General features: G+C 68.5%; 16 protein-coding genes. 3 read left to right on the plus strand and 13 right to left on the minus strand.

Translation table 11 applies throughout. The annotated features are described in order from the left end of the window. Positions 1-124 precede the first annotated feature (124 nt). Genes ACT4N8_RS15345 through ACT4N8_RS15355 form a run of 3 tightly spaced genes read right to left on the minus strand, consistent with a single transcriptional unit; the run spans position 125 to position 1,718 of the window. Positions 125-496, minus strand: coding sequence for a TfoX/Sxy family protein (locus tag ACT4N8_RS15345; protein WP_444858981.1), 372 nt, complete (start codon positions 494-496; stop codon positions 125-127). Continuing rightward, on the minus strand, positions 493-807 hold the full coding sequence (locus ACT4N8_RS15350; RefSeq protein ID WP_444858982.1) for a DMT family transporter: 315 nt from the start codon (positions 805-807) through the stop codon (positions 493-495). Before ACT4N8_RS15350 ends, ACT4N8_RS15345 begins: the two co-directional genes overlap by 4 nt. After that, positions 807-1,718: a DMT family transporter gene (locus ACT4N8_RS15355; RefSeq protein WP_444858983.1), complete on the minus strand. Its 912-nt coding sequence runs from the start codon at positions 1,716-1,718 to the stop codon at positions 807-809. The genes ACT4N8_RS15350 and ACT4N8_RS15355 overlap by 1 nt, the downstream gene beginning before the upstream one ends. A gap of 55 nt (positions 1,719-1,773) precedes the next feature. Between ACT4N8_RS15355 and ACT4N8_RS15360 the strand changes: the two genes are divergently transcribed. After that, positions 1,774-2,205 (plus strand): hypothetical protein, encoded by a 432-nt coding sequence (locus tag ACT4N8_RS15360; protein ID WP_444858984.1) that lies wholly within the window; start codon positions 1,774-1,776, stop codon positions 2,203-2,205. A 17-nt stretch (positions 2,206-2,222) separates the two neighbouring features. On the opposite strand, the gene ispG is transcribed toward ACT4N8_RS15360, so the two are convergent. From ispG to ACT4N8_RS15385, 5 genes are all read right to left on the minus strand, one after another. Beyond that, positions 2,223-3,347, minus strand: coding sequence for a flavodoxin-dependent (E)-4-hydroxy-3-methylbut-2-enyl-diphosphate synthase (ispG, locus tag ACT4N8_RS15365; RefSeq protein WP_444858985.1), 1,125 nt, complete (start codon positions 3,345-3,347; stop codon positions 2,223-2,225). 46 nt (positions 3,348-3,393) lie between these two features. Continuing rightward, positions 3,394-4,647 (minus strand): M24 family metallopeptidase, encoded by a 1,254-nt coding sequence (locus ACT4N8_RS15370; protein WP_444858986.1) that lies wholly within the window; start codon positions 4,645-4,647, stop codon positions 3,394-3,396. A 180-nt stretch (positions 4,648-4,827) separates the two neighbouring features. Next, the gene (locus ACT4N8_RS15375; RefSeq protein WP_444858987.1) at positions 4,828-5,553 is read right to left on the minus strand and encodes a CPBP family glutamic-type intramembrane protease; all 726 of its coding nucleotides are present in this window, start codon (positions 5,551-5,553) and stop codon (positions 4,828-4,830) included. Beyond that, positions 5,550-5,753, minus strand: coding sequence for a toxin-antitoxin system HicB family antitoxin (locus tag ACT4N8_RS15380; RefSeq protein ID WP_444858988.1), 204 nt, complete (start codon positions 5,751-5,753; stop codon positions 5,550-5,552). The genes ACT4N8_RS15375 and ACT4N8_RS15380 overlap by 4 nt, the downstream gene beginning before the upstream one ends. A gap of 12 nt (positions 5,754-5,765) precedes the next feature. After that, positions 5,766-6,668 carry an SPFH domain-containing protein gene (locus ACT4N8_RS15385; protein WP_444858989.1) on the minus strand — a complete coding sequence of 301 codons (903 nt, stop codon included), beginning with the start codon at positions 6,666-6,668 and terminating at the stop codon, positions 5,766-5,768. 179 nt (positions 6,669-6,847) lie between these two features. On the opposite strand from ACT4N8_RS15385, the gene ACT4N8_RS15390 reads away from it, so the two are divergent. Together ACT4N8_RS15390 and ACT4N8_RS15395 are read left to right on the plus strand one after the other, a co-directional pair. Next, positions 6,848-7,819, plus strand: coding sequence for an isoaspartyl peptidase/L-asparaginase family protein (locus tag ACT4N8_RS15390; protein ID WP_444858996.1), 972 nt, complete (start codon positions 6,848-6,850; stop codon positions 7,817-7,819). Continuing rightward, the gene (locus ACT4N8_RS15395; RefSeq protein ID WP_444858990.1) at positions 7,816-8,706 is read left to right on the plus strand and encodes a S1/P1 nuclease; all 891 of its coding nucleotides are present in this window, start codon (positions 7,816-7,818) and stop codon (positions 8,704-8,706) included. Before ACT4N8_RS15390 ends, ACT4N8_RS15395 begins: the two co-directional genes overlap by 4 nt. Here ACT4N8_RS15395 and pal read toward each other — a convergent pair whose 3' ends face one another. The 5 genes from pal to ACT4N8_RS15420 all read right to left on the minus strand — a co-directional run. Then, positions 8,707-9,228, minus strand: coding sequence for a peptidoglycan-associated lipoprotein Pal (gene pal, locus ACT4N8_RS15400; protein WP_444858991.1), 522 nt, complete (start codon positions 9,226-9,228; stop codon positions 8,707-8,709). A 37-nt stretch (positions 9,229-9,265) separates the two neighbouring features. Beyond that, positions 9,266-10,606, minus strand: coding sequence for a Tol-Pal system beta propeller repeat protein TolB (gene tolB, locus ACT4N8_RS15405; RefSeq protein ID WP_444858992.1), 1,341 nt, complete (start codon positions 10,604-10,606; stop codon positions 9,266-9,268). Continuing rightward, complete coding sequence (locus tag ACT4N8_RS15410) at positions 10,603-11,406, minus strand: hypothetical protein (protein WP_444858993.1); 804 nt, start codon at positions 11,404-11,406, stop codon at positions 10,603-10,605. The genes tolB and ACT4N8_RS15410 overlap by 4 nt, the downstream gene beginning before the upstream one ends. Then, a complete protein-coding gene (tolR, locus tag ACT4N8_RS15415) occupies positions 11,406-11,849 on the minus strand; it encodes a protein TolR (protein ID WP_444858994.1) in 444 nt (147 codons plus the stop codon). Before tolR ends, ACT4N8_RS15410 begins: the two co-directional genes overlap by 1 nt. Beyond that, on the minus strand, positions 11,850-12,029 hold a 180-nt coding region (locus tag ACT4N8_RS15420), incomplete at its 5' end, for a MotA/TolQ/ExbB proton channel family protein (RefSeq protein ID WP_444858995.1). It abuts the gene before it with no gap.

Genomic DNA, 12,029 nt, shown 5'->3' on the forward strand with positions numbered 1-12,029 from the left:
GGCCCGCGCTGGTCCGACGCTTTGATCCTGTCATTGGGCCATGCCTACGAGCAGGCATCGCGGCGCCGCTTCGACCCGCGCTTCCTGGAGTCGATCGAGGAGAGCGACGAGGTCGCGCCGCACCTCAGGCCGGCGGCGCGCTAGACCGTATCGGGCGCCTCTTCGCCGCGCCCCTGAGCCCGGCCTCGACCGCGAGCTGAGCCCAATGCTGCATCGCCTCGGCGTCGTCGTAGACGTCGCTCGGCGCGCGGCGGTAGTTCATCACCTGCACCGTCCCGTCCTTCTCGGTGAAGGTGAAGCGCTCGCAGCCGGCCTCGTCCCAGATCGCCGCGCTCTCCGCATCGGCCTTGAACCAGATTTCGCCGTCGTCGGAGACCGCGAAGATCACCCCGTCGAGGTAGAGCGTCGCGGCGCCCATCATCTTTCGCATGGTCACCGTGCCGAGCGGCTCGAGCGCCTCCTTGACCCATTCAATGAGACCTTCGTCAATGCTCATGCGGTCAGCCTCAGCCCGGCGATGCACATCACGATGCCTAGGATCAGCAGCATCCTGAGCGTCGTCGCAGGCTCGCCGAACCAGACCATGCCGACCAGCACCGTCCCGATCGCGCCGATCCCGCCCCAGACGGCATAGGCTGTGCCCATCGGGATGGTCCGCGCGGCATATTCAAGCAGCGCCATCGAGATCGCGACCGAGGCGAGGAAGGCGAGCGTCCAGGGCAGGTTCCGGAAGCCGTCGACGAAGCGCAGCGAGGTGGTGAAGCCCACCTCGAACAGGCCGCCCAGGATCAGCCAGAACCAGGCCATCAGGCGTGCACCCCCGCCTCGACGTCCGGGTCCGGCGGCGGCCGGCGGGTCGCGGCGATCAGGCAGGCGACGACGATCATCGCCGCCCCGGCGAGGGTCAGCGGCTGGACCCGCTCGCCGAAGATGAGGAAGCCCAGGATCACCGCCCAGATGAAGGAGGTATATTCGACCGGAGCGAGATGCTGCGCCTCGGCCCGGGCATAGGCCCAGGAGAGGAGGAGCAACGAGCCGAAGGCGAGCAGGGCCGCGCCGACGATCGCCGGCAGCTCCGCCATTGGCGGCGGCTCGGCGAGGAAGGGCGCGGCCAGCAGGAAGCTCCCGGCCATGATGCCGCTGGTGAAGAAGGCGACCTCGGTCGGCCGCGCCAGCAGCGCCTGCTTGCGCATCAGGATGATGTTGTAGGCGTAGAGCGCCGCCGAGCCCAGGATGGCGAGCGCGCCGCGAAAAGCGTCCGGCCCCATCTCCGCCTCCGCCTGCCCCGCGAGGATCACCAGCACGCCGGCGAAGCCGAGCAGCGAGGCAAGGATCGCGCGGCCCTCGATCTTTTCCTTGAGGATGATCGCGGCGAGATAAAGCGCAATCAAAGGCGCAACGAAGGCGAGCGCGATCGCCTGCGCCATCGGCACGCGGGCCAGGCCCCAGAAGAAGAGCAGGGCCATCGGCACGCCGAGCAGACCGCGGGTCAGGTGAACCCGCATCGCTTCCCGCCCCGGCCAGGCATTGCGGCCGCCGAAGTAAAAGGCGGCACCGATGGTCGCTCCCGCGAGCGTCCTCCAGAGCAGGGCGTTGTAGGTGCCCATCGCCAGCGCGAGATGCTTCATCACCGCATCCATGCCGGAAAAGAGCGCGATGCCCAACGTGGCGACCGCGAAGGCCGTGGCCGTCGAGCTTCGCACCTTTCCCTGTCGCAACGGCCGCTCCCGAGATAGACTTCGAGCCTGAGCTTCGCCGCCTAGGGAGATCGCCATGAAAATCCTAGTCAGTCTCGTCGCGTTGGCGCTTGCTACGCAGGCGGCCGGCGAGCGCACGATAGTCGAGGACCCGGCGGCGCTGGCGCGGCTGCATGGCAATAGCGGCATCACCCTGCAATGGATCGGCTGGGAGCATCGCGGTCAGGTCCGGGTCAGCGAGCGCGACGGGCTGGTCCACCTGAGCGGCGTGCAGACCGCGCGCGGCGGGCCGGGGCGGCTGTCGCTGGAAGGGGACGTCCTCGAGATCGGCGCCAGCAGCTTCACCTTTCACGGGCGGATCGCTATCAGCGACACGCCGGACGCGGGGCGCGACTGCGTCCGCGACGGCACCTACGAGTTCCGGGTGACGCAGCGCCGCCGCTACTGGCGGCTCCAGCAGATGGAGCAATGCGACGGTCTGACCGACTACGTCGACATCTATTTCTGACGCCCGCCCTCGCGGGCCTATTCCGCGGCCTCTGCGGTCAGGGCACTCGCCGCTTCTATCTCGGCGGCCTTCGCTTCGACCAGGGCGACGATATGGTCGATCATGTTTTCGTCGCGGACATGATGGTCGGTGACGCCGGAGAGATAGACCATGTGCTTGCCCTGGCCGCCGCCGGTGATGCCGATGTCGGTCTCGCGCGCCTCGCCGGGGCCGTTGACGACGCAGCCGAGCACGGAAAGCGACATCGGCGTGCGGATATGGCTGAGCCGCTCCTCTAGCTTCTCGACGGTGCGGATGACGTCAAAGCCCTGCCGCGCGCAGGATGGGCAGGAGACGACCCGGACGCCCCGGTTGCGGATGCCGAGCGCCTTCAAAATCTCGAAGCCGACGCGGACCTCCTCCTCCGGCTCGGCCGAGAGCGAGACTCGGATCGTGTCACCGATGCCAAACCAGAGCAAGGAGCCGATCCCGATCGCGGACTTGACCGTGCCGCCGCGCAGCCCACCCGCCTCGGTGATGCCGAGGTGGAGCGGGCAATCCACGGCCTCGGCGAGCTGCTGATAGGCGGCGACGGCGAGGAACTGGTCCGACGCCTTCACCGCCACCTTATATTCGTGGAAATCGTGATCCTGGAGCAGCTTGATATGGTCGAGCGCGCTTTCGACCAGAGCCTCCGGACAGGGCTCGCCATATTTCTCCAGCAGGTCCTTTTCGAGGCTGCCCGCATTGACGCCGATGCGGATCGCGCAGCCGTTCGCCTTGGCCGCGCGCACGACCTCGGCGACCCGCTCGGACGAACCGAGATTGCCGGGATTGATGCGCAGGCAGGCGGCGCCCGCGTCGGCGGCTTCTAGCGCGCGCTTGTAGTGGAAGTGGATGTCCGCGACGATCGGGACATTGGCGGCGCGGACAATCTCGCCGAGCGCCGCGGTCGACGCCGTGTCCGGGCAGGAAACGCGGACGATGTCGGCCCCGACCTCCTCGCAGCGACGAATCTGGTCGATCGTCGCCTTCGCGTCAGAAGTCGGCGTGTTGGTCATGGTCTGCACCGAAACCGGCGCGCCGCCGCCGACCGGCACGTTGCCGACCATGATCTGGCGGGACGGACGGCGCGCGATATCGCGCCACGGACGGATGGACATGGCCGCACATATAGGCGGTTGCCGCTACAAGCGAAAGGCGGACGCCCTAGCCGAGGGGATTGTCGAGCGAAGGTGGCGGGTTCGAGAAGTAGCGGGGGCCCGCCTGGGTCATGTAGAAACAGTCCTCCAGCCTTATTCCGAAGCGGCCGGGAATGTAGATGCCGGGCTCGTTCGAGAAGCACATGCCGGCGGCGAGCGGCGTCGCCTCGCCATGGACGAGGTTGATCGGCTCGTGGCCGTCCAGGCCGATGCCGTGGCCGGTGCGGTGGGAGAGGCCCGGCAAGGCGTAGGCGGGGCCGTAGCCCCAGGCCTCATATTGCGCGCGCACCGCATCGTCGACGCTGCCTGCCGGCGCGCCGATCCGCGCCGCCGCCATCGCGATCTCCTGGCCGCGATGCATCTGCTCCCAGACCCGGCGCTGCTCGGCATTGGCCTCGCCGAAGACGAAGGTGCGGGAAATATCGGACTGATAGCCTTCGACGGTGCAGCCGCAGTCCATCAGCACGACCTCGCCTTCGCGCACCTGCTGCGGTTGGCCGGAGCCGTGCGGATAGGCGCTCGCCTCGCCGAGCAGGACGAGCGCGAATTGCGGCGTGCCGCCGAGCGCGGCGGTGGCGTCGTTCATGATTGCGCCGATGTCGGCGGGGGTCATGCCGGCGGCGATGCGGGGATAGGTGTGGCGATAGGCGGCGATGGTGATGTCGTTCGCCGTCTGCATCAGCGCGAGCTCGGGCGCCGACTTGATCATCCGGCAGCCGCGCACCACCCCGGCGCCGGCGCGGATCTCGGCGTTGGGCAGCGCTCGCCTCAGACCGTCGACGGCAAAGAAGCGGACCGTCTCCTCGATTCCCACGGGTCCGGAGAGGCGCCGGTCGGCGAGGAACTGGGCGACGCGTGCGAGCGGGTCCTCATGCTCGTTCCAGACGCGGATCTCGGCGGGAATCTTGAGGCTCTCGCGGACCGAGGGCTCCTCGAAATGCGGGGTGACGATACAGGGCTCGCCCGCGCGCGGCAGGATGAGCGCGGTGAGCCGCTCGCTCCGCCACCATTGCACGCCCGAGAAATAGGTCATCGAGGCGCCGGGCTCGATCAGGATCGTGGCCAAGCCTTGCTCGGCCATCAGCCGCTGCGCTTTCTCAAGCCGGCGGGCGAACTCCTCGCGGCCGATCGGGACGACGTCGCCGGTCATGCGCTGGAGGCCGGGTGCCGCCTCTTGGGCAAATAGGGCCGCCTCGCCCATCAGCGCGACTCCGGCCGCCGCCGTGCCCAGCCGGATGAACTCCCGTCTCGCAAGCCGCATCACTCCCGCCTTCCTGCCCACGCGTGCTTAGGGCGCTTCGCGGGCGCCTGGCAATATCAGCGGGCGAAGAGCAGGAGCGCGCCGCCGAGCGCCAGGGCGGCCGAAAAGATGGCGATCAGACAAGGCCGGCGCCGCTCGGTCGTATGAAAGGCCATGAACATCATTCTTCTCCTCTTAAGGTTACCTCACCGCCAGCGCGACCGCGGCGAACAGATGAGCGAGCGCATGGGCGAGCATCGCCGCTTCCAGCCCCCGCCTCCAAAACAGCCAGCCGAACAGCAGGCCGGAAATGAAATTGGCGCCGAGCACCAGACCGACGAACCATCCGGGCGGATCGGGCAGCAGGGCATGGAGGACCGGCAAATGACCTGCGGCAAATAACAGTGACGACGCGATGAGGCCGGCCCAGACGGTCCAGGGCTGCACGACGTCCTTGGCGCCGCCCAGCCGCCACGCAGCCCAGACGAACAGGGACATCAGTCCCCAGCGCAGCAGCAGCTCCTCGACGATGCCGCCGTAGAGCAGCTTGGTCACCAGCGGCATTTCGAAAGCTAGAATCGGAGTGGCGAAGGGCTGTGCGCGCACCGCCATCCAGAAAGCGACCAGCAATGCTGCAATCGCGATCCCGCCCATCAATCCAGGTGCGAGTTGCGGACGGAGCGTCGGCCACAGCGGCCTGCGCTCCGCCCATGCCCGCACCACCGGGGCGTCAAGCTCAACCTTTGGCGCCGCCCACAGACCGAGCGCGGCGCAGAGCATCACGAAAATTGTCGGCTGGATGACGGCGAGCGCGCGCACCAGGAGCGGATCGATCGGCGCGGGGCCGAGCTGCTCGAACGAAACGAGCGCCATCGACAAGGTCCCCATCAGGCCGAGCGCCGTCAGTCGCCACCACATCGCCATCATCGTTCCCCCTCCTTCGCCGGCCGCCCGCGCTTGCGCGCTTCGGGTGGGGCGACTTTGACGCCGCGGCGGGCGAGCGCCTCGCGCAGCAGCACCTCGATCTGGGCGTTAACGCTGCGGAAGTCCGCCGCCGCGCAGCGCTCGAGCGCCGCCCAGAGAGCGGGCTCGACGCGCAACGGATAAGCTTTCTTCGGATCGGGCACCGGCCCGCCCTCCTATTGGTAGAGCGAGCCGGTGTTGACGACGGGCTGGGTGCTGTGCTCCGAGCAGAGCACGACCATCAGGTTCGAAACCATCGCCGCCTTGCGCTCGTCGTCGAGGTGGACGACGTCCTTTTCCGAAAGCAGCTGGATCGCGTTCTCGACCATCGAGACCGCGCCGATCACGATCTTCGAGCGCGCCGCGATCACCGCCTCAGCCTGTTGGCGACGGAGCATCGCCTGGGCGATCTCCTGGGCGTAGGCAAGGTGGGTGAGGCGGCATTCGTCGATGGTGATGCCGGCGCGCGAGACGCGGTCCTGGAGCTCGCGCTCGAGCTCTTCGCTCACCACCTCGGCGTCGCCGCGCAGCGTCACCTCCTTATGCTCGAGATCGTCATAGGGATATTTGGCGCCAATCGCGCGGACCGCGCTTTCGATCTGGATCTCGACGAACTCCATGTAACTGGCGACATCGAACAGGGCCTGGGCGGTGTCGGTCACCCGCCAGACGACGTTGGTCGCGATCTCGACCGGATTACCGCGCAGATCGTTCACCTTGATCCGGTCCGAGGTGATGTTGTGGATGCGGGTCGAGATCTTCTTGCGCATCAGCCAGGGCAGCACCCAGCGGAGGCCGTGCGTCCGGTCGGTGCCCTTATAATCCCCGAAAAGCAGGATCGCCGCCGCCTGGTTCGGCTGGAGCAGGTAGAAGCCGCAGAGCACGAACAGGAAGGCGATCGCGCCGACCACGAGCAGCATCGCGCCAAGGCCGGCCTCGTCGGCGAGCAATCGCCAGATGCCGGCGCCGATCATCACAAGGGTGAGCAGCAGTACGAGCAGCATCAGATAGCCGCTGCTCGTATGCGCCCGGCGCTCACTGGACAGTGTGAGCGCATTGCTGTCGGTGGTTGTGTTCATGGTCAATTTCCTCCCAGTAATGATGATATCATATTTATATGATTCGAGTCGTGCAAGCGAAATCGTTTCGGCCGCGCGCCCGGGAGTGGCGATAGCCGCCCGATCTGCTAGAGCGGCGCTCGAAAAGGAGGGCGCCGATGCGTTTCCTGAAGTTGCTGCTTGGAGCGATGCTGATGAGCATGACCATCCCCGCCGCCGCCAATGCGCAAGACGAGGACGGCCGCCCCGCCTGGCAGCTGGTCATCCACGGCGGCGCCGGGGTGATCGAGCGCTCGCGGCTGACGCCTGAGCAGGACGCGGCGATCCGCGCCGCGCTCGACCAGGCGCTTGAGGCGGGCTCGGCGATCCTCGCGAGCGGCGGCAGCGCGCTCGACGCGGTCGAGGCGGCGGTGCGCGTGCTCGAGGACGCTCCTCATTTTAATGCGGGCCGGGGCTCGGTCTTCACCTATCAGGGCACGATCGAGATGGACGCCTCGATCATGGACGGCTCGAACCGGGCCGCCGGGGCGGTCACCGGCGTCACCGCGACGCGCAACCCGATCCGACTCGCCCGCGCGGTGATGGAGAACAGCCCCCATGTCTTCCTCTCGCGCGAGGGCGCCGATCAATACTCGATCGAGCAGGGCCTGCCGCAGGAGCCGCCGGAATATTTCCAGACCGCGGAGCGCCGCCGCCAGCTCGAGGAATTGCGCTCGCGCCCCTCCGCCGAGCATTTCGACGTGCACCTCAAATACGGCACGGTCGGCGCGGTCGCGCTCGACCGCCAAGGCCATGTCGCCGCCGCCACCTCGACCGGCGGCCTCACCGGCAAGCGCTGGGGGCGGATCGGCGATTCGCCGATCATCGGCGCCGGCACCTATGCCGACGACCGCGCCTGCGCCGTCTCGGCGACCGGGGCGGGCGAATATTTCATCCGTGCCGGCGTCGCCCACGAAATCTGCGCCCGGATGCGAATGGGCGGACAAGCACCGCAGGAGGCGGCCGACGCCGTGATGGCGGAAGTCCAGGCGCTGGGCGGCACTGGTGGCGTCATCGTCGTCACCCCGCGCGGGGACGGCGTCTACAGCTTCAACACGCCCGGCATGTATCGCGGCCAGGCCTCGCCCTCCGGCCGTTCGGTCGCGATCTACGGGGACGAGCCGGCGCAATGATCCGTCGCCTCCTCGTGGCGCTCGCGCTGCTTTTGCTGCCGACCCAGGCCATGGCCTGGTGGGAATTCGGCCATGAGACGGTGGCGCGGATCGCCTATCTCAACGTCAGCCCGGCGACCCGGGCGGAGATCGACCGGCTGCTCCGCCAGTCGCGCCTGCTCGAGACTCCGACCTGCGGCGCCAATACGATCGAGCTCGCCAGCTATTGGCCCGACTGCATCAAGAATCTGGGTGAGCGGTTCAGCTACGCCTCGCCCTGGCACTATCAGAATGTGAACATCTGCCAGGCTTTCGACGAAAACGCCGCCTGCCCGGACGGCAATTGCGTCTCGCGGCAGATCGAGCGGCAGTTGCGCCTGCTCGCCGATGTCCGCGTGCCCATCCGCGAGCGGCTGATGGCGCTCGCCTTTCTGGTTCACCTGATGGGCGACCTGCACCAGCCGATGCACGCCGGCGACCACAATGACCTCGGCGGCAACCGCGTCCCGGTGGATTACGGCATCATCTCGGGGCGGACCAATCTCCACTTGGTCTGGGACGGCTATCTCGCCGAGCGCGGCATCTCCCAGCCCGAGGGCGACGCGCGCGGCATCCTCGCCGAGCTTTCCGAAGCCGACAGAGCGGCGATGCGACAGGGCGACATCACCGCCTGGCTGCGCGAAGGCTGGGCGGCGAGCCGCGAATTCGCCTACGGAACGATCCGGGCCGACCCGTGCGTGGCGTCGCCCGACACGCGCCCGGTCGTCACCGAGGAGATCGTCCGCCGCCTGATCCCGGTCGTCCGCCGCCAGGTCGCGCGCGGCGGGCTCAGGCTGGCCCGCCTCCTCGACGAGGCGTTCCGGCCCGATTCGCCCTGGTCTCGGCCGCCGGAGCGACGGCGCTCCTGATTATTCAGGCACCACCGTCACGGCGCGGCGGTTCTGCGACCAGGCGCTTTCGTTCGAGCCTTCGACCGCCGGGCGCTCCTTGCCCCAGCTGATCGTCTGCATCCGGGTGGGACTCACCCCGCGCGACTGGAGATAGTCGCGCGCCGCATTGGCGCGTCGATCGCCGAGCGCGAGATTATATTCGCGCGTGCCGCGCTCGTCGGCATGGCCCTCGATCGTGACCCGGACGTTCGGATTGGCGGCGAGCCACTGCGCCTGCGCGTCGAGCGTGCGCCGCGATTCATCGTCGATCGCATAGGAAACGAGCGCGAAGAAGACGCGGTCGGAGGGCACGGACTGGATGAAATCGGCGCGCGAGCCGGGCACCGCGGTCCCCGAGATCGAGCCATCCTGGCTGCCGTCGAGATCGCCAGGCGTCGAGCTGCTCGGCGGCTCGGGCGGCAGGGTCCGGTTACGCGGCGCGCAGCCGGCGGCGAATGACAAGGCGACGGCGATGGTCACCAGGCTGGTCAGTCTCTTCATCGAATCACTCCTCTAACCCTCAGTTCAATGCAAATCTTCAGTCGCGTAACGGCGACCAGGCGGGATCGGATCCGCCGAGCGGAGTCGGCACCTGCCGCGTCGCGCCGCTCGCCACGTCGACATACCAAAGCCGGCCGGCCGAAAGGCCGCGGGTGAACATGATCGCGCGGCCGTTGGGCGCCCAGCTCGGCCCTTCCGCGCCGCCGCCGCTGGTCAGGATGCGCTCGCCCGAGCCGTCCGGCGCCATCACCCCGATCCTAAAGCCGCAGGTGCGGGTGAAGTCGATTATGTAGCCTCGCGGGCTCCACACCGGCGTCGCATAGCCGCCGCCGCCGAAGCTGATCCGGCGCTGGCCGCCGCCATTGGCGTCCATCACATAGAGCTGCTGGGAGCCACCGCGATCGCTTTCGAAGACGATCCGGCTGCCGTCGGGCGAGTAGGAGCCGCCGGTGTCGATCCCCGGGGCGTTGGTCAGCCGCTGCGGCGCGCCGCCGCCGACGGGGATGCGATAGATGTCGGTATTCCCGTTCACCGCCATCGAGAAGATGATATGGCGGCTGTCCGGCGAGTAGCGCGGCGCGAAGGTCATGTGCGGCTGATCGACCAGGGGCCGGGTCCGCCCCGAATCGAGCTCGTAGACCATCACCCGCGGCCGCTCGTTCTCGTAGGTCATGAAGGTGATCGTCTGCTGATTGGGCGCGAAGCGCGGGGTCAGCACGGTCCACTGGCCGTTGGTCAGGAAGCGGTGGTTGGCGCCGTCATAATCCATGATCGCGAGGCGCTTGATCCGCCGCCGCGCCGGTCCGGTCTCGGAGACGTAGACGATGCGCGTGTCGAAATAGGCGCCCTCGCCGGTGAGCCGCGAATAGATGGTGTCGGCGCAGCGGTGCGCGGCACGGCGCCAGTCGCGCGGCTGGACGACATAGCCCTGGCGGGTGAGCTCGGTCCGCGCCGCCATGTCGTAGAGGTAGCAGCCGACGGTGAGCGTGCCGTTGGCATTGGCCTGGACGAAGCCCTGGACGAGGTTCTGCGCGCCGGTGGGGCCGAACGCGCCGAAATCGGGCGCGGTCACCTGCGGAAAGGAGACGCCGGGCAGCCCGTTCGGGCCGATCGGCGTGAACAGGCCCGAATTGCGCAAATCCGCGACGACGATCTCCGCCACCTGCCGGCCGAGCCCCTGCGTGTTGCCGGCGGCGGTGTCGGCGGGCTGCGGCGTCGGCATGTAGGGAACGGCGATCGGGATCGCTGCGGTGACGCCTTCGCCCACCGTGACCGGCTCGTCGTCCGGCTGGGGGGCCGCCGGCTGGTCCTGCGCGCCGGCGACTCCGGCACCGAGCAGGAAACAGGTGATGAAGGCAAAGCGACTGAGTCTTTTCATCGGACCGACCTTGGATCGAATTGATAGGGGAATTGGCGCCAACCGCCGGGGACCTCGTAGTATTCGGCGGGGAGGCCGCGGATCGGCGTGCAGGAGGTGATCACGTTGAGCGCGAGATCGCGCATCCGGCGCTCGTATTGCGCGAGCGCCGGGTTCGGATTGATCACGCGCAGGAAATCGGCCTCGGCGAGCGAGCCGTCGCGATTGAGCGTGATGCGATATTCGACCCGGATCGCCGCCGCTTCAGGCGCGGGCAGCGGCTGTCGTTGGCAGCGCATAAGCGCACGGGCGATGGCTTGACGAACGCTGGCGCGCTCTTGTTGGCCATAAGTCGCGGCCGGCGTGGCACGCGAGCGGGAAGGCGACGAATCTGCACCGAAGCTATTGGGATCGAGGTCCAGGCGTCTCCTCCCGCGGCTGCGCTCGCCCTGGCCCCGGCGAACTTCCTCGGGGCGGCGGCGAAGGCGCGGGTCGGGCGGCGAGGGCGCGGCCTGCCGGCTCGGCTGAATCGGCTGGCGGACGGGGGCGGGCGAAGGAACGGGAGCGGGCGCCGACAGCGACGGCAGCGCCGCCGCTTCTTCGGGGGTGCCGAGCTCCGGTGCCTCGCTCGGCGCCGGGGGCGCCGCGTTGGGCATCGGCGAGGCCGAGGTCAGCGCGATGTCATCGACATAGGAGACGTCGAACGTGTCGGTCGCGGGCGGCGGGCCGGCGGCGGCGAACAGGCCGAGGGTGAGCGCGGCGAGCAGGGCGGCATGGCCCGCCACCGCGACGCCCAGGCCCGCTGCCTCCGCCCGCTCCATCAGCGCGCCTCTTCAAGCGGGGTGTTGACCAGCGAGACGCGCCTGAGCCCAGCATGGTCGAGCTCGCCCATCACCTGCATCACCCGGCCGTAATCGAGGCTGCGGTCGGCGCGCAGGAAGATGCGCGGGCCGCCGGGCTCGTCGCTGGAGGCGGCGATCTGGCCGAGACGCGCGGACAGATCGGTCGGCGCCACCGGGGCGTCGTCGACATAGACCTGCCCGGCGCGGTCGACCGAGACCGCGATCGGCTCATTATTCTGGTCGAGCGCCGAGGCCTTGCTTTCGGGGAGATCGACCTGGACGCCGGTCGCGAGCAGGGGCGCGGTGACCATGAAGATGATCAGGAGCACGAGCATCACGTCGACCATCGGCGTGACGTTGATCTCCGCCATCGGCGAGCGCCGCGAACGCCGTCCGGCGCCGAGGATCGGGCCCATCGCCATCTAGGCCTCCACCTCCAGCTCGCGGGAGAGGGTGCCGTGGAAGCCGTCGGCGAAGCGCTGGAGGCGGGCCTCGATGCGGTTGATTGAGAAGCTGAAGCGATTGTAGGCGATCACCGCTGGAATCGCTGCGAACAGACCCAAAGCGGTCGCGAACAAGGCTTCGGCGATGCCTGGCGCGAC

The sequence above is a fragment of the Sphingosinicella sp. genome, from assembly GCF_052387495.1.
GTDB lineage: Bacteria > Pseudomonadota > Alphaproteobacteria > Sphingomonadales > Sphingomonadaceae > Allosphingosinicella.